At 27.7% G+C, this 25,069-nt stretch carries 14 protein-coding genes; 8 read left to right on the forward strand and 6 right to left on the reverse strand.

From position 1 onward, the window contains the following. Positions 1-9 precede the first annotated feature (9 nt). The 6 genes from Q0T35_RS04445 to Q0T35_RS04470 all read right to left on the reverse strand — a co-directional run bounded on the left by Q0T35_RS04445 (position 10) and on the right by Q0T35_RS04470 (position 14,554). Positions 10-5,148 carry a leucine-rich repeat domain-containing protein gene (locus Q0T35_RS04445; protein ID WP_295841130.1) on the reverse strand — a complete coding sequence of 1,713 codons (5,139 nt, stop codon included), beginning with the start codon at positions 5,146-5,148 and terminating at the stop codon, positions 10-12. 658 nt (positions 5,149-5,806) lie between these two features. Continuing rightward, positions 5,807-6,460 carry a YiiX/YebB-like N1pC/P60 family cysteine hydrolase gene (locus Q0T35_RS04450; RefSeq protein WP_295841131.1) on the reverse strand — a complete coding sequence of 218 codons (654 nt, stop codon included), beginning with the start codon at positions 6,458-6,460 and terminating at the stop codon, positions 5,807-5,809. A gap of 273 nt (positions 6,461-6,733) precedes the next feature. Then, positions 6,734-7,144, reverse strand: a complete 411-nt coding sequence (locus Q0T35_RS04455) for a GNAT family N-acetyltransferase (protein ID WP_295841132.1) — start codon at positions 7,142-7,144, stop codon at positions 6,734-6,736. Between the two features lie 57 nt (positions 7,145-7,201). Next, the gene (locus tag Q0T35_RS04460) at positions 7,202-13,096 is read right to left on the reverse strand and encodes an alpha-2-macroglobulin family protein (protein WP_295841134.1); all 5,895 of its coding nucleotides are present in this window, start codon (positions 13,094-13,096) and stop codon (positions 7,202-7,204) included. A gap of 308 nt (positions 13,097-13,404) precedes the next feature. Next, entirely contained in the window at positions 13,405-13,794 is a 390-nt protein-coding gene (locus Q0T35_RS04465; protein WP_295841135.1) for a DUF3037 domain-containing protein, read from the reverse strand. Then, the gene (locus tag Q0T35_RS04470) at positions 13,772-14,554 is read right to left on the reverse strand and encodes a HipA family kinase (protein WP_295810809.1); all 783 of its coding nucleotides are present in this window, start codon (positions 14,552-14,554) and stop codon (positions 13,772-13,774) included. The genes Q0T35_RS04465 and Q0T35_RS04470 overlap by 23 nt, the downstream gene beginning before the upstream one ends. A gap of 290 nt (positions 14,555-14,844) precedes the next feature. Between Q0T35_RS04470 and Q0T35_RS04475 the strand changes: the two genes are divergently transcribed. From Q0T35_RS04475 to Q0T35_RS04510, 8 genes are all read left to right on the forward strand, one after another. Next, positions 14,845-15,924, forward strand: a complete 1,080-nt coding sequence (locus Q0T35_RS04475; protein ID WP_293918260.1) for an Mrp/NBP35 family ATP-binding protein — start codon at positions 14,845-14,847, stop codon at positions 15,922-15,924. A 22-nt stretch (positions 15,925-15,946) separates the two neighbouring features. Continuing rightward, positions 15,947-16,180, forward strand: a complete 234-nt coding sequence (locus Q0T35_RS04480) for a NifU family protein (RefSeq protein ID WP_293918259.1) — start codon at positions 15,947-15,949, stop codon at positions 16,178-16,180. A gap of 134 nt (positions 16,181-16,314) precedes the next feature. Continuing rightward, complete coding sequence (locus Q0T35_RS04485) at positions 16,315-17,100, forward strand: DUF3108 domain-containing protein (RefSeq protein WP_293918257.1); 786 nt, start codon at positions 16,315-16,317, stop codon at positions 17,098-17,100. Positions 17,101-17,478: 378 nt separating this feature from the next. Next, on the forward strand, positions 17,479-18,555 hold the full coding sequence (locus Q0T35_RS04490; protein WP_293918255.1) for a DUF6263 family protein: 1,077 nt from the start codon (positions 17,479-17,481) through the stop codon (positions 18,553-18,555). A gap of 36 nt (positions 18,556-18,591) precedes the next feature. Continuing rightward, positions 18,592-18,813, forward strand: a complete 222-nt coding sequence (locus Q0T35_RS04495) for a hypothetical protein (RefSeq protein ID WP_295841137.1) — start codon at positions 18,592-18,594, stop codon at positions 18,811-18,813. After that, entirely contained in the window at positions 18,800-21,313 is a 2,514-nt protein-coding gene (locus tag Q0T35_RS04500) for a YfhO family protein (RefSeq protein ID WP_295841139.1), read from the forward strand. Before Q0T35_RS04495 ends, Q0T35_RS04500 begins: the two co-directional genes overlap by 14 nt. Before the next feature lie 8 nt (positions 21,314-21,321). Continuing rightward, positions 21,322-22,632: a glycosyl transferase family 1 gene (locus tag Q0T35_RS04505; protein ID WP_295841140.1), complete on the forward strand. Its 1,311-nt coding sequence runs from the start codon at positions 21,322-21,324 to the stop codon at positions 22,630-22,632. Positions 22,633-22,729: 97 nt separating this feature from the next. After that, complete coding sequence (locus Q0T35_RS04510; RefSeq protein WP_295841141.1) at positions 22,730-23,836, forward strand: polysaccharide pyruvyl transferase family protein; 1,107 nt, start codon at positions 22,730-22,732, stop codon at positions 23,834-23,836. Positions 23,837-25,069: the final 1,233 nt, after the last annotated feature.

Consider the following 25,069-nt stretch of genomic DNA (forward strand, 5'->3'; position numbering starts at 1 on the left):
TTTTGTGTTTTAATTTAATATTATTATCTTATTTTTATATTTTTGCATTTTTTTATCGAATCTTATATCTAATACATATAAGTAAATTCCCGGTTTAAGATTTTCTCTAAACAAAGTATATTCACAATTTCCTTTAGTGCCCGGAAGATCTTTTATAATTCTTACTATTTGACCATTAAGATCATATATGATCATTTGAACCTCTCTAGCATTTTCTTGTAAATTATATTTTATCATGGTTTTATCCTGAAAAGGATTAGGAACATTAATAACTTGCTTTGATCCTTCTTCTATTTCAATATCTCCTATTCCTAATGTTTTATCAATTACCTGAAATTCAATTTTATTTGCATTTCCATTAGATAAAATTCCTGAATGTATTTTTGTACCTGATGAAATTTTAGCTATAGGATGCTTTCCTACAGCCAACCCTTCTTTTAGACTAAATCCAAGTATACTTATTTCACCGTTAGCTTTTGATGTTTTTACGGTAAAATCATTATTAAGTAATATGTCGATTTTATTAACATTGGATATATTTCGAAGTCTTACATCAAATGAATTAACTGTTTGGGCTAGATTTTCTATATATAAAATATCGTTTTCAATACTTAATCGATTAAGTGGCTGAGCGGTGTAATTTCTGTTTAATTCATTATTTGGTTCTTCTAATGAATTATTTTGAATTTGATTTACTAATAATAAAACATCCAATATATTTATGGTGTTATCTTTATTAATGTCAGAAGCTCCATAATTGAAAAAATGAGGTTTTTTCAATTGTATATAATTTATCATTGTTTGGACATCCAATATATTAATAGCTCCATCTAAATTAGAATCCCCTTCTTTATAGTTTAATAAATATTTTATGTTTGTGTTTTTTGAAGTTCCTGAAATTTGTTTTAAATTAATTGTTTGGTTATTAGAAATATTCCAGTGCGATATCAAATCCATTAATTTTATCCCATTTTCCGGTATGGTTATATACTTACTAAAATCACCAATAGTTATTGAATAGGTTTGATTAATAAATTTTTGGGAAGGATGATCGTATCTATTTATAGATTTATCTTGGATTACAGATTGAACTGTTAAAGGTAAATTTCCTGAATCTATATTTTGACGATCTAAAATAACCTTAACATGGGTTGGAAACATTTCTTCTATATCAGAAATCTGATTGGAAGAGAAATTAATTGATTTTAATTTAGGTAAACTTGCAATTTCTTTTGGAATAGCTCCTCTTAAATTATTATCTGAAAGATTTATTTCTATAATATGTCCTTCATTATGCGTAATTCCCTTCCATGATTGTGTATGAAGGTTATTAGAACTTATATCCCATTTTTCCTTCCATTGTTCACCATTTGTTTTATTATAAAGTTTTATTAATGCCTGATATTCCTGGTCTTCTACCGGTACATTAGACTGTCTTAATACACCTTTATATCTAATATGTGTACCTTGTGCACTTCCATTTGATTGCCATATCGCTATGGATGCATCAACAGGTATTTCTGATATGTTTATATCTGAGAAAGTTAAATAATCATCTATAGCTCTGCTCATGGCTACATTCATGTTATTTACTTGTAGATAAAAAGTGTTTTCAGCATTGAAATTAGATTTTATATTATCATACTGATTAATTCTGTTTAATTTTATCGTAATTTTATCATCTTTTAATTCTAAATATTCATCTTTAATTATTTCTTGATTTCTTATATCTAGATATGGAAAGGTTAATAAATTATCTACATCTGTAAAATAATTATTAGATAAATCAAGTTCATTGATTTCCGTAAATGTATTTAACAAACTGGCCGGTATAATCCCTGATAAATTATTATTTGATAAAATTATTTTTTTTATTTGTTTAATTTCAGATAAAGAAACCGGTATATTACCCTCCAGCTTATTACCGAATACATTTAAGGTATTTAATTGTTTTAAATTTCCTATAGATATTGGTAATTCTCCTTCAATAGCATTAGAATTCAAGTTTAATGTCTCAAGATATTGTAATCCAGAAATTTCTTCCGGTATTGTTCCCATTAAATTGTTATTTGATAACATAATAGATATGATATGTCCGTCTCTAATACCTACGCCGTACCAATTTTCTAAGTGAAGATTATTTTGAGTTATGTTCCATTTATGTGTCCATAAATTACCTAAAGTAGAGGCATAAAACTTTTTCAAAATTTCAAATTCTTTTGCATCCACTTGCCTACCGAAAGTTAATTTATCATAATAAATATTGGTACCTTCTGCATATCCCTCCAATTGTTCAACCCTTATCTTATCTCCATATTTTACCCCCCAGGTAGCTATGTCCTTAATTTGGATCATTCCATTTTTAGAGTAGACAGATCCTTTTTTTACTCCGTTGAGATATATATTATATAAGTATACTTCGTTAAGATAAGATTTTCCATCTTTTATTCCGAAGGTACACATATCAGGAAGTTTAATAATTAACTCATTAGTTCCTGTTTCCAATTCAGGGATCGAAATAGTTTGATCATTAAAATCTAGATTAATAATAGAAAATTGTTCTTTGATCAGAGAGGCGGGTATATCTTTTATCTTATTACCTTCAGCTTCTAATCTTGTTAGACTTATCATATTGCCTATTGTGGAAGGTAACTGATCTATTGAATTATATCTTATATCTAAATTTTTTAATTTTTGTAATTCTCCCCAACTCTCAGGTAATGCTCCCTGTATATTACAACCATATAGATTTAAAGCTTCTAAATCCTTTAGTTTGGATATAACGTTCCAATCCGTTCCACTTAAATCTTTATTATAATTATAATATGATGATAAGTTTAAATTTTTTAAATACTCTAGATTTTTTATGCTTTCCGGGAGTTTTCCCTTTACATTATAAAAATAATATAAATTCAATCCGGTTACATGACCATTTTCTACTGTTACCCCGCTCCACGATTCTTCATGCAAGTTATTTTCTGTGATATTCCACTTTTTCCAACCATTAGATGTCCCCCAATTTTCGCCGTTCATCTGATTGTATATATCTACTAATGCTTGGTATTCTTGCTCAGGTACTTTGGGTAAATCAATTTCTATTTTTGTAAATCGAAGATTATTTTCACCCATAGATGTATTATTTTGATAATAATAATCTTGACGAAAATTAACATCATCTCCTTTTTTTATCGTCGATAAATAACTTTTAGGTAGGATAACTACTCCTTCGTCTGAAGCTGTAAGAGCTTCTCCTACTTGTAACCCTTTTAAGTATACCCGTATTTCTGTTTTTTGACTAAAGTCATTTTTACTTCTGTTGTACAAAAATATGGGAGGTAAACTTATTTCAACATCTTCTCCTTTATATTGTAATAATGGCAAGGTCACGGTCTGATTTCCTAAATAATAGTCTGTCAAACTATAAGGAAGCAATCCTTCTATTTCTGATATATGATTATAATCTAAATATAATTTTTTTAAACTATTAACTTCTTCTAGCTCTTTAGGTACTTTTTGTATATAATTATTAGATAAATTTATATATTCTAGCTTGGTTTTAGCAATAGTCTTGGGTATTTCTTTTATTTGATTATTATTTGCTTCTAATCTTGTTAAACTTATCATATTGCCTATTGTGGAAGGTAACTGATCTATTGAATTATATCTTATATCTAAATTTTTTAATTTTTGTAATTCTCCCCAACTCTCAGGTAATGCTCCCTGTATATTACAACCATATAGATTTAAAGCTTCTAAATCCTTTAGTTTGGATATAACGTTCCAATCCGTTCCACTTAAATCTTTATTATAATTATAATATGATGATAAGTTTAAATTTTTTAAATACTCTAGATTTTTTATGCTTTCCGGGAGTTTTCCCTTTACATTATAAAAATAATATAAATTCAATCCGGTTACATGACCATTTTCTACTGTTACCCCGCTCCACGATTCTTCATGCAAGTTATTTTCTGTGATATTCCACTTTTTCCAACCATTAGATGTCCCCCAATTTTCGCCGTTCATCTGATTGTATATATCTACTAATGCTTGGTATTCTTGCTCAGGTACTTTGGGTAAATCAATTTCTATTTTTGTAAATCGAAGATTATTTTCACCCATAGATGTATTATTTTGATAATAATAATCTTGACGAAAATTAACATCATCTCCTTTTTTTATCGTCGATAAATAACTTTTAGGTAGGATAACTACTCCTTCGTCTGAAGCTGTAAGAGCTTCTCCTACTTGTAACCCTTTTAAGTATACCCGTATTTCTGTTTTTTGACTAAAGTCATTTTTACTTCTGTTGTACAAAAATATGGGAGGTAAATTTATTTCAACGTCTTCTTTTCCTTTATATTGAAATAAAGGCAAGGTCACAGTCTGATTTCCTAAATAATAGTCTGTCACACTATAAGAAAGCAATCCTTCTATTTCTGATATTTGATTATTATTTAAATATAATTTTTTTAAACTTTTAACTTCTTCTAGCTCTTTAGGTACTTTTTGTATATAATTATTAGATAAATCTATATATTCTAGCTTGGTTTTAGCAATAGTCTTGGGTATTTCTTTTATTTGATTTTCATTTGCTTCTATTTTAATTAAACTTATCATATTACCTATTGCGGAAGGTAACCGATCTAATGAATTATTACCTATATCTAGATATTTTAAATTTTGTAATTCTCCCCAACTTTCAGGTATTAATTGTATATTATTTCCGTATAAATATAAAGTTTCTAAATCCTTAAGTTTAGATATAATATTCCAGTCCGTTCCACTAAAATCTTTTTTTATTTTATATGATGATAAGCTTAAATATTTTAAATATTCTAAATTTTTTATGCTTTCCGGGAGTTTTCCCTTTACATTTTTAAAATAATATAAACTCAATTCGGTTACATGGCCATTTTCTACTTTGACACCGCTCCACGGTTCTTCATGCAAATTATTTTCTGCGATATTCCACTTTTTCCAACCATCAGATGTACCCCAATCTGCACCGTTCAGTTGGTTGTATATATCTACTAGCGCTTGGTATTCCTTCTCCGGTACTTGAAGAGCAACATTATCATTTAATTTTTGAGAAATAAGACTTCCTTGAAAAAGTAGAAAAAAGATAATAAAAATTAATTTTTTCATATACATCCATTAAATAAATATTACTTAAAAATTTATAAACTTATCTATTAAATAATTATATTCATTTTATATAATTATAAAAAGGATGAAAGTTAAAACGTAATAAATAATATTATATTTTATATTATGCATAATATTTTTTTATTAAATAATAAATATTTCTTTTTTTAGAAGTAATAAAAATTTGTTAGCTAAATTAACCTTTTACTATTCACTTATTTATACATTTTTTTTTAGCTAAAACCTTCTTTATAGGTACTAACTATACTTATTGATGTAATTTGTAATTGTAATTTATTTAAATAGAATTTTTTTTTAATTTTTATTATTTAATTTAATGGAGTTAATAATTATATTTATACATTATTAATATAATTATTTATTTTTTTTAAAAAAATTATTTTTTAGTAAATAAAATCATCAAATAAGATATTGACCTATCAATAATATTAATGATAACATTATTTCAAATTTATAATCAATAGTGTATTGTTAAATATAAATATAATTGTATAATGTAAATGTGTATAGATATGTTTATATATAAAAACACATTAGGTTTCAATTTAAGAATAAATTTAAAAATTAGTTTATTAATTATTAAAATAAAAACCTTTATTATTCTAATTTAATTAAATAATTATTGCTGTCTTTTTTTTTATTTATATATAATATCTATTTTATCAGATTTTGACATGGCTCCTGGATTTATTCCCAATTCTCCTTCAGGAATCGGAATACCTAATTTTTTAAAATGATCGACCCAGTAAGGGATATACTCTCCAGATTTCGTTGATTTGAAGGTCATTATATTTAAAGGAAATACATCCTTATAATTATTGGATATATAAAAAATCTTATATATAAGCTCAGAACAATAGTATTGATCATTTCTTAAATCGAATGCATCATCATATTCTTTACCTATTAACTTTAATGCTTCCATAAGTGCTTGAGGTATGAGCTTCTGATAGGTATCTTTTAATCTTCCTACTACGGAAACAGGAGGATTATTTTCATTTTTTTTAGGAAATAAATAGTCTTCTAAAGGAGTAATTTGTACCCTTGGATGAGTTGCTTCAATTACATATAAACCATTAGATAAAGAGTCTTTATATACTATACCTACATGCGTAAAATTATAGGAATCTATACCGGTGGTAACTTGCTTAATCGCACTATCCATATTCTTTGAAAAAGATTCTTGGAAAATTAAATCTCCTTCTTTAAAATCAAAATTAAGCAAAGGACTCTTTTGTGAAAAAATAAACAAAAATTGAAAAATAAGGACTAAACCGAAATACTTTTTCATATAATCAGATATAAACTTATAAATATAAAAATTAAAAATGTACAACTAAACAATAATCTAGAACCCCTACTTGATCTAAGCCAATAATTAAACTATCTGGCTACGTACGACTGATGATTGCACTTTCAGATTTGCTAAACGTATAATTAATTGTTCAGCAGTCTCAGCAGCAAATGATATTTCGTCACAAAAAGGCGGAACACATTTAAAAGAAATAGCAAATTTTTCAAGTACTTTTTTTACGTTATATTGATGTTGACGCTAAAATAACTCTCATATTGATTTATCTCTTAAAATCCAAGCGGAAGGATGGGCATTAAATCCGATATGTCCATAATAATCAACTGCACTTGGTGCAGCCAGTAAGGTTATCGAACAACATTCATGAGTATTATTTTTTACTTCTTTAATTAATTGTTTACCAATACCTTGTTTTTGATAAGCCTCATCCACAGCGAGATCCGCCAAATAAGTTATATATACAAAATCCGTTAAACAACGCGCAATACCAATTAATTTATCATTATGCCACGCGGTAATAACTAAGTTAGCATTATCTAACATAGCTTTAAATCGTGTTGAGTCGGTAAGTGGTCTTCGTTCACCTAGTGAACAGTGGCGATAAAGTGCAATAGCTTGCTCGAGTTCTGGCTTGATGTCAGAACGGTAAATAATATTACTCATGGTGTTCTCCGTAATTATTTAAGAAAGACAATTTTAATTTCTTAAAAATTTTCTTATTTATTTTATTGATATAGGTATATTTTTACTATGGGTCGACATTTCCGGAGCGTACATGGATTGTACCAAAGTAATACCATTTGAAAAGTCTCCTTTATTATTAGCTCTTACCTCGTATTCGAATACATAAGTTCCTTTATCCATATGCTCAAAGAAAAAATTAGTGGCCGCATCTCTTGTACTTTCGTAATAACTTTGTCCATTTTGATATTTATAGGAAGAAAAAATATTAATCGGTTCGAATCCGGATGCTCTCATATCTTTAATATGAATAAAATCCATATCTCGTTCTGATTTAATTATAAGTCTAATGGTTATTTTATCCCCGATTTTAATCGCGTTCTTATCAGAAACTTCCTTCAAAACCATACCTTTTTCGGAATAATTTTGTATAAATAATTTTTTTTGAATTTTAATTTCAGTATGGGAGTCTGATATTTTATCCAAATTTTCAAAATATTGCCAATACAGTCCTCCCCAAAGTATTCCCGGAGAAGTTTTCTCAATCTTTATTATTCCCATATTAGGTTGTATTTGCTCTGAATTCCAAGATTTTTTAAAATATCCGGTTGTTTGAATGGATGAAGGATTGGACGAAGAATCCAAAGAAGGAGATACTTGTTTCTCGCCTATAAAAATTTTGATATTCTTTTCCCCATTCTGCCAATCTTTACCAAAATTTAATAATGCATAGATTGCATGAGTGGTTGCTTTTGTAGAGTTCCACGCATTAGTTTGTCTGTTGCTCAATAACCATACTTTCATTTCTTCTACAGATTGTATATCATCAGGGGCAATTTCTGCAAATGCCTCGATAATTTTGGTTTGTGATTCTATCGGCGTTTGGTATCTATTCCATCCGGCTAAATTATCTTTCCAATACATTCCTTTAGATTCAGATTCCACGGAAGTCTCTTTTAAATTTTTAATGATTTTTAAAGCAGAGGGTCGATAACCGTATCGATACAAAATTGTCGCAACCATTGCTTTGCTTTGAAAATCGGAGTTTTTTAAATAACTGGAAATATTTTCATTAATCTGCTTACAGTATTTTTGCATCTCTGATGGCAAGGGATATAGATCTTTCCAAAAACTTCTAGCATAATAATAATGAATAAAATCATTAGCCTCTATTATATGTTTATTTTCTTTTTGTTGCCTAACATATCTTATTGCTTCTCGATCAGAATAACTTATAGCCTTTTGGATGACTTCATTAAGTGTATAGAGTATATCATCATTAACTATATTTCTCAATTGTCCTAAACCGGAAATAATAACTTCAGTAATATAGACACTCGAATATCCACCTTTAAACCAAGGAAAGCCCCCATCAATATTTTGCAAACTAATCAACTTATCTTGAATTTGTGCCTTTTCCTGAGACATTTTATTTAAATTAAAGAATAAAGATATCCTCTTTTTTTGTTCAGTTTCACTCTCCGCATTTTTTATCCAAGGAGTTTCTTCCAACAATATATTTTTTAATTCTTGATTGGCCTCTAAACTCGATTGGTTTATTCCTTTTACATTCCAATCATTTAACACCGCTTTAATTTTGGGTGAAGAATTAATAATAAATGACGCTAGAACATTTCCAAATAATCTACTAAAAATTTGCTCGGAATTTTCATAAGGATATTCTCTCAAGTACGGGATAGAAAATAATGCTAGCCATAAAGGATTAGTAGCAACCTCAAGACTTAAATTATTATTCTTACGAGTAATTGAAGTAGTATTAATAAGCTTATCTAAACGAAACTCTTTAGTTTGATTTTCTTTTACATGAATAGGTAAGGTTTCTGTTACTAAAATTCTCTTTTTTAGAATAGGAATAATATTTTCTTCTCCATCTGTAAAATTTCCGGTTTTCGCAACAATACGATACGTTACAGCTTCTATATTTTGTGGCACTTTTATTCTCCAATTTACTTCTGTATTTTTTTGCAATTCAGTCTTAAATGATTTTACCGACGAGATATTATCAAAATTTACATCAACAGGTTCCTGAGTTAATGCATCAAAAAGAAATAGCTGAGCTTTACCCTCAATTGCCTTATTCAGTAAGGAATTAATTTTCGCACTTATAATAATTTCATCTCCTTCTCTTAGGAATCTAGGTACATTAGGTACAATCATTAATTCTTTTTGGGTTTGCGTATAAAATTCTTTAGTTCCTGAATACAAATCTTGGGTATGTGCCAAAATAAGAAGTTTCCATTTAGTTAAAGCTTCAGGAGCAATAAAGGTAAATTTAACATCTCCCTCTTTGTTAGTGTACAAATTTGGAAAAAAGAATGCTGTTTCTTCAAAATTTGAACGAAATTTTACGTTAGAAAGATCTTTAGATTTATATGTATTAGATATGATTGCCTCATTTTCATTAAAAGTTGGTTGATCCTCGAAATCCTCTTCATATGATGATGAACTTTCAAAATTAATGGGTGGTATATATGATGTATACATGATATGATCTTCTGCGCTTACTCTATCGTAATTATTAAACGAAATTATATCAATATCTTTTATATTTACAAATCCAGGTATTTTATACTTAAAATCAGGAATTTTTTCCGATGAGCTTCCCGTATTACTATCATAGCCTAAGGCAGTAGTAAAATTATTGATTGACCCAGATGTATAATATTTCCAAGGTGAAAATAAATAAGAATTGGAAGAAAATTGGTCTAATGACTCATCATATAAGGTAGCCAAAACTTCTGCTGTTATTTTTTCTTTTCCTTTGCCGCTAATAGTCAATTCCCATGTTTCTTTTTTTCCGGGAGTTAATTTATCTCTAAAAACTTTCGTTGAAATTTGTAAATCTTTAGGGGCATCATGTACCTTTATTTCAAAATTTTTTATTTGATAATCATTTTCATTAACTAAATAGGATGTTACATAAAGTCCATCAGTAATAAACTCTTTTTGTGCATTCAAAACATAGGTTCCCTTACCGTTAATTAAAGGTATTTCTTTGTGTAAAATCCATTTTTCTGCACTTTCCAGATGTAATATAGCTGTAGGATTTTTTAAATCTGAATAAAAGTTAATTTCTATTTTTTCTCCTACATTATAAGAGGTCTGAGAAGTGTTAACACTAAAAAATCGAAGATCAGGATATTTCAAGGTTTTATCTTCTCTAATTTTAATAATTTTTTGATCTCTGATCGTATCTTTCCCATATAAAGTCTCCGCTTCCACTAAGTAAATACCTTTAGAAAGTTTTGAATTAAGATTAATTATATCGGACTTTAGTGTATTATAATCGTATGTGTATACTATTTCTTTTTCCCATGAGTCAGAATTCTGCTCTTCTTTGGAATAAGATAAATAAGGAAAATAATGTTCAAAAGTTTCTCGATCGTATTGCTGATAATCGGGAACAAAATCTATTTTATTTGGAAGTATAATTCGTGTAGGATTAGTTAACTTAAATATCTTCACTAAACCTTGAGAGGGTTCTTTAACATTATTTAAATTAGTAGATTTTATGATGATTTGTGTAAAATCTTTTTGATTACTCTCATTAGGAACATCCAAGGAGAGCATTATAGGTACATCTCCAACCCTAACACTAATTTGATTACTGTGAGTTTCCCCATTACTATCCGTAATATCTACTATGAGTGTATAAGAATAATATCTGTATTTATTTTCTTTTTTAACATCTTTAGATTTAGCTAGGAAAGAGATAGAAAACGCACCGTTTCTATCTGTAACAACTTCTCCATTTTCAATTATTCCGGACTGATTTATATACGGATCTGTTTCATAGTAATTGTAGCACATGCATAAAATATCATTTCTTACTACTCTGTATTGTAGTTTTGCATCGGAAATAGGAATTCCATTATAGGACATTGCTTTCCCTTTTGCTATTACCTTTTCATCTAAAACATATTTTCCATTAAGATCATCAAAGGTGATTTCAAATTTCGGTCTCTTGTATTCTTCAACAGAAATATAATGAATATAATTACCAAAATCAGATGTTAAATAATATCTGCCTGTTATCCCATCTTGAGGAAGTATAAATTCACCAAAAACACTTCCATAATCATTGGAAACTAAATCAATTTTCGAAATTTTCTTATCATATCGATTATATAGGGATAAAGTAACTTTCTGATTTTTTATTATAAAAGACTTATCCTTTATTTTATTATATAATATAGCTTTAAAGAAAACCTTTTGTCCCGGTCGGTAAATGGTACGATCTGTAAACATAGCACTCACATTATTTGTAATGTTCTCATTATAATCTCGGTAATCCAAATATAAATTTGGGAGTCTTATGTAAGAACCTGAAGAGGGAATGTACACATAAATATCTTCTGATTCTTCAGTCTCTGTAGAAATATCAGATAAATCAAACATCCCATGAATATCAGTTTTAGTAGTTACAGGTTTAGACAACTGCCTGAATCCTTTCTTATTAGTATATTCTTTAAATAAATTAATTGATTGATTAGATATAACTTTACCTGTTTTGCGACTCAATAATTGAAATTTACTATCGATATTATCACCCAAACTAATTATGCTCCAATCATTAACCGTAAAATATAAGGATCCTTTTATTTCTGACTCTCTTTCTTTTTTAGATACTTTTTTGGGTAGATTTGAGAATTCAAAAATATAGTTTCCTTCAGATAATCCATCAAGTTTACTAATCGTTGAATGAGAGTTAAAATCAGAAAAATCTTTCAATTCAATAATTCCTTCTTTTACTAGTTTTTTATTTAATTTGGAGTAGATTTGATTAAAAAAATATGCATTATCTGATGACAAATTTGAATAATTTTCTAAACTTGCCTGGTAAATTCGATAATAAATTTTATTACAATTAGTAGTTTCTATTAACAAAGGTATATTTTCATGAGGGAGAATTATTTCATCTAAAGAAGCTTTTATAGATATTTTTTGAATTTTTTCTATAAGATTTTTACAATTTATAGACCATGGATTTAATTCACTATATTTTACATTTTTACAAATTTTAAAAGCTTTTTCTTTATCCTTATCCTCAATTTGTTTAGCTGCTCTATAGTAAATATAAGCTGTAAAATTTACAGTAGGATAAGTATTTGCTAAGTCGACGAGTGCGTTTACTTTATCTTCATTTGAATCTGAATATTTTCCTTGAACCTCTATTTGTTTTAATTTTATTGCTAAAAAAGCAGATTTATCAGTATCATTTACATGAAAGTTTAATAATTTATTTAATTGATCATTAATTTCATCTTTATTATTATCCTCTACCTCTTCTTTATCATTAGTATTCTCTAATACATGAAATGATTTAAATTCGCTTTGAGAATTAATATTTTCTAAAGCTTTTATGTACCTTAACACTAAAATGTCATACAAAGTAGGATATAAATTTATATCTTCCTCTGTACTTAATATCTTCTTCCATTCTGAAGATTTTGCATTTTTTAGAATATCATCACTTACAATGGACTCTTTATACAATTTGAAACTCTTTTGGAGTAATTGTTCTGTAGTCCAAACGCTAACATCGTCGGGTAAAATTTCCGTATTGCTAATATTTCTTCTATTTCTCTTTGTATAAAATGAATAATCGAAATACACTTTAGCTAATAAAGATTTTGAAATGGATAAAGTAATTCCATTAAAGGAATTCATTTCATTTTCAAAAATTTGTATAATAAGCTTATATGGATCATATTCATTATCTTCCTGTGTGATAGAAATAATACGATATTGATAGATTATTGAATTAATAATTTCTGATGTGTTATTTTCTTTTTTAGCTTGATTATAAATTTGTTTAATCTTTGGAAGCAATGATTTATATTCTCCATTATCCATTTCAGTCTCTATTTCTTTCCAGCGTTTTTCATAATTAAAATCCTGTGCTATAGCCATTTGAAAAAACAAAAAAATTATAAATAGAATGATTCGTTTCATATTATATAAAGATAAAATTTATTTAAATAAAGATTTTTAAACTAACTGATTTTTTAGCTAATTAAGATATTAAAAAAATTAATCAATAATCAATAAGTAAACTTATTAACTTAGACCTTATTTTATTTAAATTAAGTTAAAGTTATAATTAATTTATTGAAAAAAGCATAAAATAGGAAGAAAATTATTACATTAAATATATAATAGAATATAAATCAATTAAATACTAAGATGTAAGTAGTAAGTAAATTTGATTATTTATTTCGTTATAAAACCAATTCACCAAATAATTTAGCAAAAGTAAGATCAAGGTTTGAAGAAAATCCGGGATGAGGTCTGGAAGTTTGAATCATAGTACTTCGTTCAGAAGTTAACCATCGAAATCTTTCGGCAATATTCATGGATGCAATAATTCCTCCGGAAGGCTTTCCTTCAGTAATTTTTTTGAAAGCGTCCAAAACGTTTATAATTGAATCGAAATCAAAATTCTCAAGCTTAGTAAAGCTTTTTAGTTTTTCTCTATCAATACTATAATCTACTTTAATATATTTAGCCTCCTTTGAAAATAAAATAATTCCCACATTCATAAATTCTTCCCTTTCAATTTTCGGCAACAATCGTATTACTGAATATTCATATACCTGTTTTTCTTGCATTATTTGCTTCTTTTATAAATAGTTGAGAATTATTTAATCGATAGCTTAAAAATTTTATATAAATTTTTCTGATATCTTGAGGGCTTTCATCAGGGGTTCTCCATTCTAACCAGTTATCGGGTATAAGATTTACAATTTCACGTATTTTTTCCAATGTAAGTAATTCTCTAAATTTCTCATCAACCTCATCTAACTTTGAAGCAAAAGGCAATAAAACATGGTTTTTTATTTCTTTAAACGGAGTCATTGATAACTTTTCCCAATTAATCCATGAATGATGAAAATATAGAGAAGCTCCCATATCTATAAGCCACAATTCCTTATGCCAAATAAGCATATTTGTATTTTTTGCTGTCCGGTCAATATTCGTTAAAAAAGCATCTAACCAAACAATTTGAGAAGCTAAATACGGATCAACAGGAGTTATTATCGGATCGTAAGACAAAGATTCAGATAAAAAATGCATTCCTATGTTAATACCTCTGCTAGCCTTAAGTAAATCTTGTATTTCCTCGTCAGCTTCCGTACGCCCAAAAGCCTTATCTAAATTGATAAAAACCAATTCTGGAATAGGTAACTCCAACATTCGCGCAATTTCTCCCCCGATCAATTCAGCAATTAAGGCTTTCGTTCCGTGTCCTGCCCCTTTAAACTTAACAACATAATTGAATCCGTCATCTGCTTCCGCTAGAGCCGGTAAAGATCCCCCTTCTCTTAAGGGAGTTATATATCTAGTAACCTGTACGCTTCTCAATTCCATTTTTAATGGCTAAATTTGAGTAAATATACATTTTTTCAAGTTATTGAGATTTTTAATGAAATTGTATTTAAATTTTAAAATTAAAATTTTTCCAAAAAGTAAAAAGTTTACTAATAATTTAAAATAGTAATCATATTAATTAAAAAAATAATAGATCTTAATTCATTTAATCTATATGATTATTGAATTTCTTTTATAAAAAAGTATTCATAAATTCGTAAAGATTAATACATTTGTACAGATAATAAAAGGAATTTAAATTTTTTTATTTTACAGAAAACATACGAAAGATGGAAAGGAAAGAAGAAATTAAAAATTTTTTAAAAGAAATTGAAGTTGATGACTTAGTAAGGAATGTACAGATAATGGGTGATACCGTGATTATCGATATGCTTTCCCATTCGCCTGCCTTACATGAAAAGAAAAGAATGGAAGCAGCAATGCATTCCGCTTTTGAACAAAAGTTCGGAAAGAGTTTACAACTAAAATTGAATATTTCCGTAGAAGTATCTGAAAAAAAGGATTCCAGAGGAAATGCTATACCTGGTGTTAAAAATATTATAGCTGTGGCATCAGGGAAAGGAGGAGTAGGAAAATCTACCGTAGCATCCAATTTAGCTGTTGCTTTAGTAAAGATGGGATTTAAAGTCGGCTTACTTGATGCGGATATATATGGTCCGTCTGTCCCAACTATGTTTGATGTTACTAATGAGAAACCTTTATCAAACAATAACAAAATGATTCCGTTAGAGAGCTATGGAGTAAAATTGCTTTCCTTAGGATTCTTTGCAGGAGCCAATCAAGCAGTAATTTGGCGTGGTGCTATGGCATCTAAAGCCATACATCAACTACTTCATGATGCTAATTGGGGAGAATTGGATTTTCTTCTTATTGACCTTCCTCCGGGAACCGGAGATATCCATTTATCTATCGTACAGGAGGTACCAGTTACAGGAACTATTATTGTTAGTACACCCCAACACATTGCTTTATCTGATGTTAAGAAAGGTGTTGCCATGTTCCAAATGCCGGAAATAAACGTTCCGGTTCTTGGATTGATTGAAAATATGGCCTATTTTACTCCCAAAGAGTTGCCTGATAATAAATACTATATTTTTGGAAAAAAAGGTGCAAAAAAATTAGCCGAATCTATGGAACTTCCTTTTTTAGGAGAAATTCCGATTGTTCAATCTATCAGAGAAGCTTCTGATTACGGAAGACCTGCGGTTCTTCAAGAAGATGAGCTAGTATCAGGAATATATATGAGCTTGGCTAAAAATATGATTAGCAGCCTCGTTAAGAGAAATGAAAACTTACCTCCATCAGAAGCGGTAAGAATTACCACTATGGCAGGATGTTCAAACAATTAATATTTTTTATTCAAAAGCATTTATGGATACATTAACAGATAGAATAAATAAAGCATTGGAAGAAATTCGTCCTTTTTTATTGTCCGACGGCGGTGATGTGAAATTAATTGAGATAAAAGGCAATAAAGTATTTGTAAGCTTTACGGGGGCTTGCTCCGATTGTTCCATTAATCAAAGTACACTAAAACTAGGAATTGAATCTACTATAAAAAAACATGTACCTGAAATAGAGGAGGTAATTAGCATAAGCGAATAAAAATTTCGATTAGCTCTTTTCTTATTTATTTCTTGGTAATAATTTTGATAGGATTATGATAATTTAATCTTAATTTATGTTAATTATTTTTTTTAATCTGATGTTATAAGCTATAACAGATAACCTAATATGGAATGAAAAAATTATTTACAATAATAGCCAGTTTCTTGTTCTTATCATATTTTATATCTGCAGATTATTCAGCCCCCTCTCCTAGCCAATTTAAGGAAGGAGAGTTATTAAAGTACAGGGTTCATTACGGATTTTTAAATGCGGGATATGCAACATTTACCACGAATATAGTTACTTATGAAAATACTCCGCATTATCATGTTGTAGGAAAAGGATATTCTACAGGAGCGGTAAAATTGTTTTTTAAAGTAGAAGACGTCTATGAAACTTATATTGATAAGTCGACCATGCTTTCGTCAAAATTTATACGTAAAATTAAGGAAGGTTCATATGTAAGAGATCAAACAATGTTTATTGATCATACTCAAAAAAAAATATCCTATACTAACAATAAATCCAATACGACAAAAAACTATTCTTATTCCGGTGAAATGCATGATATGCTGTCAGCTTTTTATTATTTAAGAAACATGAATACCGACAATTATAATACCGGTGATTATATTAATCTTAATATTTTTATGGATGGTGAAACATTAAACTTTAAACTTAAAATTTTAGAAAGAGAAGTTATAAATTCTAACTTCGGCAAGGTTAAATGTTTAAAAATCAGACCATATGTTCTTGCAGGCAGGGTTTTTAAAGAAAAAGAAAGTGTTACTATGTGGGTAACTGACGACTCTAATCATGTTCCGATCCAAATAAAAGCAGAGTTAGCTGTAGGATCTTTAAAAGCTGATTTAAGTAGTTATAAAAATTTACAAAAGCCTATCAATTTTACTAAATAAGCCTAGTTTGTTTTTTAAGGAAATTTTAATGTTTATCTCTACTCACTATTCATATTAAGATTTAAGTAAACAATTTGTGAATTTAGAAAGAAGTTATTTTTTATAACTTAACTAAATTCATATACTTAGAATATACATATTAATTTCAAAGTATTTTTATAGTCTTTAAAATTAATCTTAACTATTTTCTTTATGTCAGAATTCATTAGAACTTTTTCACCAAAAAATTAAATTATAACTAATGTAAATTATCCTTTTACAATTAATTTTAGTTATAAAAAAAATAATTTTAAAACATCGTTAAATATTTTTGGTTTTTTCCCGCTTTATAATTCAATTACTAATTATCTTTAGTAAATTGCAGAAAATTTTGACCTAATGAAAAAATTGTCAGCAGCCTCTTATTTATTACTATTTATTTTTATATGTAATAGTATGCTCTCATGCAAAAATGAAGAAAGATCTAAACAATTATTTGATTCATCAATTCCTGAAAAAAATGATAAAACAACTACTGGCAACACGCTTAAGGAAGAATCTTCATCTAAAAATCTTTTATCTAAAGAAGAACTCAGTAAACCCGAAATTATAACAGGAATTTATCGAGATGCGGATAGTTTGTATCATCTAAGATATATTTTGGAAAAGGGAAAAACTTATTCTTTTAATACTAGAGATGTAAATAAACAAACCGTTACATTTAGAGACAAGACCCAAAGTGTAACTCAAGAATCTCTGGATCCTATGAGCTTAACAGTTATTGATGTAAATAATGGTGTATATACTTTGCAAGTAAACATGAAAGGTAAAAAAGTGATTACTAAAGCAGACGGTAAGGAAGTAATTTTTGATACCAACGGTAAAAAACCGGAAGATCCTAACCAAGCAAAAATGTGGAATATTTATAGAGCTATAAGTAACATTTCTTTTACATTAGACATGGATATGTACGGAAATGCCTCCAATATTAAAGGAATGGATGTTATTTATGAAAAAGCTAAAAATACTTTAAAATCCGAATTACAAGGAAAAGAATTAGACGATTTTATTAATGCTTTTAAACAAGGTTTGAATCCAGAAGTTTTCAAAGCTCAGTTTGAAGGTTCTATTATGCGATTTCCTTCAAAAGGACTAAAAATCGGAGAAAAATGGAATAATCATCCTTCATTAAAAGATCAAGGATATAACCAATTAGTAAAAGTAGGAGAAAATACCACGGAAATTCGTTTACATGGTAACTTACCTCCCAAAAGTGAGTCTAAGGTAATTGAAGGGATAACTTATAAATTATCAGTGAATGGCTCTCAAAGTGGAAAAGTAATAATTGATAATAAATCAGGTTGGATATCAAACGCAAATTTCACAATGAGTGTTACAGAGAGTAAATCTGCTACTAAAGGCAATGAAACGGAAAAAGTTGTACAAAAATCCGTTAACCAAACTTATATAAACTAATTAGTTAGTTTTTAGAAAAAATTATTACATTTATAGATGGCAAGATTAATAGAATTTATATTATTTGCATGTGTTGCCTTTTTTGTTTTCAAATTTTTAAACAAGCTTTTTAGTATTCCACAAGCAAAAAAAAATTACTCCCAATCTAAACAATCTAATAATCAAAGGAAAGAATATTCGGATAGAAAGGATATTAAATGGGATGCTGAAACCGTTGATTATGAAGAAATAGATACTAATGATAATGAAAAAAAATAATTATTTATTGCCAATCGCAGGATGTTTACTTTTTTTTATCATCCTTTCATTTATATATTTCACTCCATTATTATCCGGTAAATATATTTCGCAACCGGATATTATACATTATAAAGGAGGAGCTCATGAGCTTGAACAATTTAGACAAACTTATGGAGAAGATACCTATTGGAGTAATTCCATGTTTGGAGGTATGCCTACCTATCAGATGGGAGCCAACTATCCGTCAGATGTTGTAAAAAGTATTGATCGTTTACTAAGAAGCTTCCCTACTCCCGCAAGCTATTTAATTTTATTATTATCAGGCTTTTACTTACTAGGAATGGTCTGGCTAAAAAATTGGAAATACGCTTTATTAGGAAGCCTCATGTTTTCATTTTCAACCTATTTTTTTATCATTATAGGAGCCGGACATAATGCTAAAATCCATACAATTGCGTATTTTGCTCCTTTTATTGCCGGAGTTTATTTATTATATCAAAAGAAATATGTTTGGGGATTTATTCTTTCAACTATTTTTTTATCATTACAGATAGCTGCCAATCACCCTCAAATGTCCTATTATTTATTTTTAGCTTTAGGTCTTTTCGGATTGATTGAATTCTTTTATTCTTTAAAAACAAAAACACTTAAAAGTTTCGGAATTTCTTCCGGCTTATTTATCCTGGCATGCGCGTTGTCTGTTGGAATAAATTCTACGCGTTTACTTTCTACCTATGAATATTCTAAGGAAACAACGAGAGGAAAATCTGAATTAACTATAAGTAAAAATAATAGCATACCTAATCAAGGATTAGATAATGATTATATAACTCATTGGAGCTACGGAATTCTAGAAACTTTCAATCTTTTTATCCCTAATTTCATGGGAGGAGGTAATAATGAAAAAGGTTTTAAAACTCATCATCTGGAATCTGCAATACAGCAAAATATAAAATCTCAAGAAGAATATACTCAATTTCAACGAGCCTTTAATGGATCTTATTGGGGGGAACAACCCGGGACAGTGGGGCCGGCTTATCAAGGAACTATTGTTGTTTTTCTTGCCTTCTTAGCTTTATTTTTTTACCAAGGTAGATATAAATGGTGGTTAGCTTCAGCCACTATACTAAGTTTCTTTTTAGCCTGGGGAAAAAACTTCGGAATTTTTACTGACTTTATGATTCAATATTTTCCTCTGTATAATAAATTCCGCGCAGTTTCTTCTGCTTTAGTAATTGCCGAATTTACTATTCCCCTATTGGCTTTATTGGGAACATATTCTTATTTTATGGATTCCTCCCTCTCTAAAGCTTATAAAACCAAGATTTTATATATAAGTTCAGGTTTTATATTAATTATCCTTTTATTATTATATTTTTTCGGTATACATATATTTAGCTTTCATACTTCTTTAGAAGGTAATACTATAAAATATGAAATATTGGAAGCAATTAGAGAAGATCGTTTTGTTCTGTTTCAATCAGATATTTTACGAACCTTCTTCTTAGTATTAATATGCTCTATACTTTTATGGGCAGCAGAAATAAAATCTTTTAAATCCAGCTATGCCGTTTTGGCTATTGCTGCTTTATCATTGGTTGATTTATGGGGAGTTGATAAAAGATATTTGAATAATGATAATTTTGTTGATAAACAATTTTATAAAAATCCTTTTCCTACTCAAGTAACCGAAAATCAATTACAAAAGGCGGAATCAGATCCAACGTTGGCTCGTATTGTTACGGCTGCTCCTATCAATCAGGCTTTAGAGATTATTAAACAGAATGATCGAGCTCATTATAGGGTTTTTAATTTATTACTAAGTCCTTTTAATGAAACCAATACTTCTTATTTTCATCAATCAATCGGAGGTTATCATGGAGCGAAATTAAGAAGATATCAAGATCTTATTGATTTCTATTTATCAGATAGTCTAAACTTACCTATACTTGATATGTTAAATACCAAATATATTATAACTGCAGATTCTATCATACGACCAATTCCTAATCCAAATAATAATGGAAATGCATGGTTTGTAAACGATATTGTTTTTGCCAAAAACGCTGATGAAGAGTTATTAATGCTAGGTCAAATTAATAATAAGAGAAAAGCTATTATAAATGAGAAATTTAAAAAAGATCTTACCTTAAAGGCTTCTTTAGACACAACTTCTTCTATTTCATTAAAAGAATATTTACCGAATAATCTTACCTATGAATCAAATAGTACTGATGAAAAATTGGGAGTTTTTTCAGAAATTTATTATCCTTATGGTTGGAAAGCAACTATCGATGGTAAAGAAGTTCCTATCTATCGAGCCGATTATACTTTGCGTGCAGTAAAAATACCTGCCGGTAAACATACGGTGAATTTTTCTTTCAATCCTCCTGTAATTCAAAAAGGTAAATATATTACTTGGGCAACTTGTTTTTGTTTCCTTGCAATAAGTAGTATCTTATTAACATATAAATACAGAAAAAGAAATAAATTAGCTGATAATTCAAATCCGATTTAAATTTTCGTATGAATAAAAAAATTTTAATCATCACCTATTATTGGCCTCCAGCTGGAGGCCCCGGTGTTCAGAGATGGTTAAAGTTTACAAAATATCTACCTGAATTTGGTTATGAACCTCACGTTTATATTCCTGAAAATCCATCTTACCCAATTCTGGATCAAAGTTTAGTTAAGGAAATAAACCCTAAAGTTAAAATTATTAAAAAACCAATTTGGGAACCCTACCAATTAGCAGAAAAAATTACTAAAAAAAATAAAGATTTTAAAGCCGGCCAATTTGAAACATCTAAAAAATTAGGACTTTTATCTAGATTATCTGTTTTTATAAGAGGAAATTTTTTTATTCCGGATGCACGTAAATTTTGGATAAAGCCTTCCATTGCATTTCTTACTGACTATATTAAAGAACATAAAATTGATATTCTTATAACAACAGGCCCTCCTCATAGTATGCATTTAATAGGATTGGGATTAAAACAAATCTGTAAAGAAAATTTAAAATGGATTGCTGATTTTCGTGATCCTTGGACGAAAATATCTTATTATTCTCAATTGAAATTAACACACAAATCGGACAAAAAACATAAAGAATTGGAAAAAAAAGTAATGCAAACTGCAGATGTTGTTATTTCCACTAGTTATACCGATAAAGAAAATTTTGAAAAATTAGGAGCAAAAAATGTAGTTTGCATAACAAATGGTTTTGATTCGGAAGTCAATATTTTAAATAAAAAAACATTAAAATTCACCCTTTCTTATGTGGGTATGCTGGAAACTTTACGAAACCCTGTTAATTTATGGAATGTATTATCGGAATTAATCAGTCAAAATCCTGAATTTGCATCTCATTTTTGTTTAAAATTTGTAGGAAAAATTTCCAATTCAATTTTAGATGAATTAAATCATTCCATAATAAAAGATAAGATGGTTAATATCGGATATTTATCTCATACAGAATCTATTAATGAAATGAATAATTCTGATTTATTATTGATTACCAATTTTAACAATGAGCAATCGAAGGGAATAATTCCTGGAAAGTTATTCGAATATCTTGCAACCGGAAAAGGTATCTTATCTCTAGGTCCTAAAAATGCTGATGTAGAAAAAATTTTAAATGATACTAAATCAGGTAAACATTTTACTTACCATGATCATGAAAATTTAAAGTCTTTCCTTATAAATGAATTTGAAAAATGGAAAAATAATCTCATTGCAAATTCAAACCTTAAGAATGCTAAATTTCATAGAAAAATGCTGACGGAAGAATTATCTAACACTATTTTTTCTATATTCCAGAAAAAAATACAAAATTGATCTTTTTATAAAGATAATTAAATTATTATATAAATATTTATTCATAATTATCTATATATATAATTTAAAAAAAACTAACTATTAATATTAACATAAAATGGAAATTATTATTGCAGGTGAATGGAATTCGCCTAATTTAGGAGACGAAGTAATTTGTAAAACCTTTACGCATTTAATTTATCAAAGATTACCACCTGGTTCACTTATACATACACTTGATATTTCAGCAGTCAGATTAAATTATATTCAATATAAAACATATAAAATACTAAAAAAAATTAAATTCAATTTAGGCGAAAATTATTATAAATATAGAAGAAAAAAAACAGTTGAAAAAGATATAAAAAAATTATTAAAATATAACAATATAAACAAAGTTATTATACCTGGTGGAGCACTCATTCAACAATATTTTTCAAAATCTTTAGAAGTTGTAATTAAAAATTGTTCATATTACAATGTACCAGTATTTTTTAACGCTTGCGGTTATGGTTTTAATGATGAAAAATCAAGTTCGATTTTTAGATGGATATTCATGCAAAAATGTGTTAAAGAAATTACTACTAGAGATGATTTATCCTGTTTAATAAAAGATAATATTAAAATTGTGCCTGATATAGCAATTGTTTCAAACCTATATTATAATCTTGTTAAAATTAAAAATGATAACAATTTAATTGGTATTAATATTTTAGACTATTATTATTATAAAAAATGTAGTAACGATAAAATTAGCTCTGAGGATTATAATAATAAAGTTATATCCATGATTAAATTATTGAGTATGAATTATACCATTAGATTATTTACTAATGGTGATCATTCTGATGATAGATATCTTAAATGGGTATATTCTCAGGTTAAAGATTTGGAAGTGACAATAGAACTTCGCCCAGTAAATGGTTTTGAACTTACAAAAATTATAAGCCAATTTTCATTTATTATAGGGTTTAGACTACATTCTTTAATAATAGCTTATTCTTTTGATATTCCTACTATAGGAATAGCTTGGGATAATAAATTATTCGACTTCGGAAAAATGATCGATAATGATAATATTTATTATTTATCAGATATTAATTTAAATAATTTGAATTCTTTAATTAAAAATAAATTAAATAAAAAATTTAACTTTGATAGAAAGATTGAATTAAAATCGCAAATTTTTGAACAAATTAATAGTTATATAAAAAATGATTTCTAAAATAATACACTATTGTCGGCTAAGTAATAATTCATACTTGAATAAATTGTGAATTACATAAATTTATGAAAAAATTATTTTTCTGACTATCAACTTATGTTATGAAACTCCGAGAGATTTGATATAAAATCACTCATTGGAGTAAAACAAGCTTATGAAACAATAAAATATGCTTTTGATTTCAATTATCTTAGGTTATATCTCTTATATAATTATGGAGAAATATATTTAGATGTTGAAGTCATTAATTCATTTGGCAATTTATTAGATCTACCATATTTCATAGAAGAAGATAATGCAATCTATGTAATTGAAGCTGCCACTATAGGTGCTGAAAAAGGATGTTATTGGAATAAAAAATGTTTAGATTATTATACGGATCGAAAATTTATATTAGATTCAGAAAAATATGATATGAGATCATTTTCTGATATTAAGAAAAATAATTATAGTATACAATCTATTTCAAATGTTAATTCTATTCTGAAAATGAAATATGTATCCTTTCTGTAGATTATTTTAGGCATAAAAAATGGAATGATCCAAACATTTTTAATAAGACTGAAAATACATTTAGGTATTCATCATTGCTCAGGATCATGGTTAGGTATCAATAATAATGAAAAACCAAAATTTATTTCCTAAATTAAGTAATAACGTCTGTAAGATATTTCAAAATAACTGATATATTTATAAAAAAATATCAATAATTATACCTATTTATATTGTCGAAAATTACATTACGAGATACTTAGATTTAGTAATTTAATTAAACTTATAAAAATATTGTGATCTTATTGATAAGTGGATATACCGATTGTAGTTAGAACTATTTGTGATAAATATTTAAAAAAATTCCCGAATTGTAACATTTCATAAAGAAAATGGTAGGTATATGATGCGCTTAATATAAAGTTAGATATGGCCAGGGAATATATTAGCTTTATCGACCCTAATGATTTAATAAGTTTAATATATTATGAAATTTTATATAAAACTTTGCAGGAAACTAAATGTGATTTAGTTTTTTGTAATTATAAAAAATTTCGAACCAACTCTAACATTAGTTTTGAAGATGAATACTGTTTGTATAATTTTGATTTATGATTCCAAAGGATTATATCTTAAATGATTTTTATAATTATGCATATGTACCTCAAACTATCGTAATGTTAAACAAATTATATATAAGGGAATTATGGGATAATTTAAGATTTATCAAAGGTAAATATC

Source organism: uncultured Apibacter sp. (assembly GCF_946479295.1).
Classification (GTDB): domain Bacteria; phylum Bacteroidota; class Bacteroidia; order Flavobacteriales; family Weeksellaceae; genus Apibacter.

What these genes read in the sequence shown, in the direction of transcription:
- Q0T35_RS04475 (WP_293918260.1), top strand. Translation starts at nt 14,845, where the DNA reads ATGGAAAGGAAAGAAGAAATTAAAAATTTTTTAAAAGAAATTGAAGTT.
- Q0T35_RS04505 (WP_295841140.1), top strand. Translation starts at nt 21,322, where the DNA reads ATGAATAAAAAAATTTTAATCATCACCTATTATTGGCCTCCAGCTGGA.
- Q0T35_RS04470 (WP_295810809.1), bottom strand. Translation starts at nt 14,554, where the DNA reads ATGGAATTGAGAAGCGTACAGGTTACTAGATATATAACTCCCTTAAGA.
- Q0T35_RS04495 (WP_295841137.1), top strand. Translation starts at nt 18,592, where the DNA reads ATGGCAAGATTAATAGAATTTATATTATTTGCATGTGTTGCCTTTTTT.
- Q0T35_RS04480 (WP_293918259.1), top strand. Translation starts at nt 15,947, where the DNA reads ATGGATACATTAACAGATAGAATAAATAAAGCATTGGAAGAAATTCGT.
- Q0T35_RS04450 (WP_295841131.1), bottom strand. Translation starts at nt 6,460, where the DNA reads ATGAAAAAGTATTTCGGTTTAGTCCTTATTTTTCAATTTTTGTTTATT.
- Q0T35_RS04500 (WP_295841139.1), top strand. Translation starts at nt 18,800, where the DNA reads ATGAAAAAAAATAATTATTTATTGCCAATCGCAGGATGTTTACTTTTT.
- Q0T35_RS04510 (WP_295841141.1), top strand. Translation starts at nt 22,730, where the DNA reads ATGGAAATTATTATTGCAGGTGAATGGAATTCGCCTAATTTAGGAGAC.
- Q0T35_RS04455 (WP_295841132.1), bottom strand. Translation starts at nt 7,144, where the DNA reads ATGAGTAATATTATTTACCGTTCTGACATCAAGCCAGAACTCGAGCAA.
- Q0T35_RS04460 (WP_295841134.1), bottom strand. Translation starts at nt 13,096, where the DNA reads ATGGCTATAGCACAGGATTTTAATTATGAAAAACGCTGGAAAGAAATA.
- Q0T35_RS04465 (WP_295841135.1), bottom strand. Translation starts at nt 13,794, where the DNA reads ATGCAAGAAAAACAGGTATATGAATATTCAGTAATACGATTGTTGCCG.
- Q0T35_RS04485 (WP_293918257.1), top strand. Translation starts at nt 16,315, where the DNA reads ATGAAAAAATTATTTACAATAATAGCCAGTTTCTTGTTCTTATCATAT.
- Q0T35_RS04490 (WP_293918255.1), top strand. Translation starts at nt 17,479, where the DNA reads ATGAAAAAATTGTCAGCAGCCTCTTATTTATTACTATTTATTTTTATA.
- Q0T35_RS04445 (WP_295841130.1), bottom strand. Translation starts at nt 5,148, where the DNA reads ATGAAAAAATTAATTTTTATTATCTTTTTTCTACTTTTTCAAGGAAGT.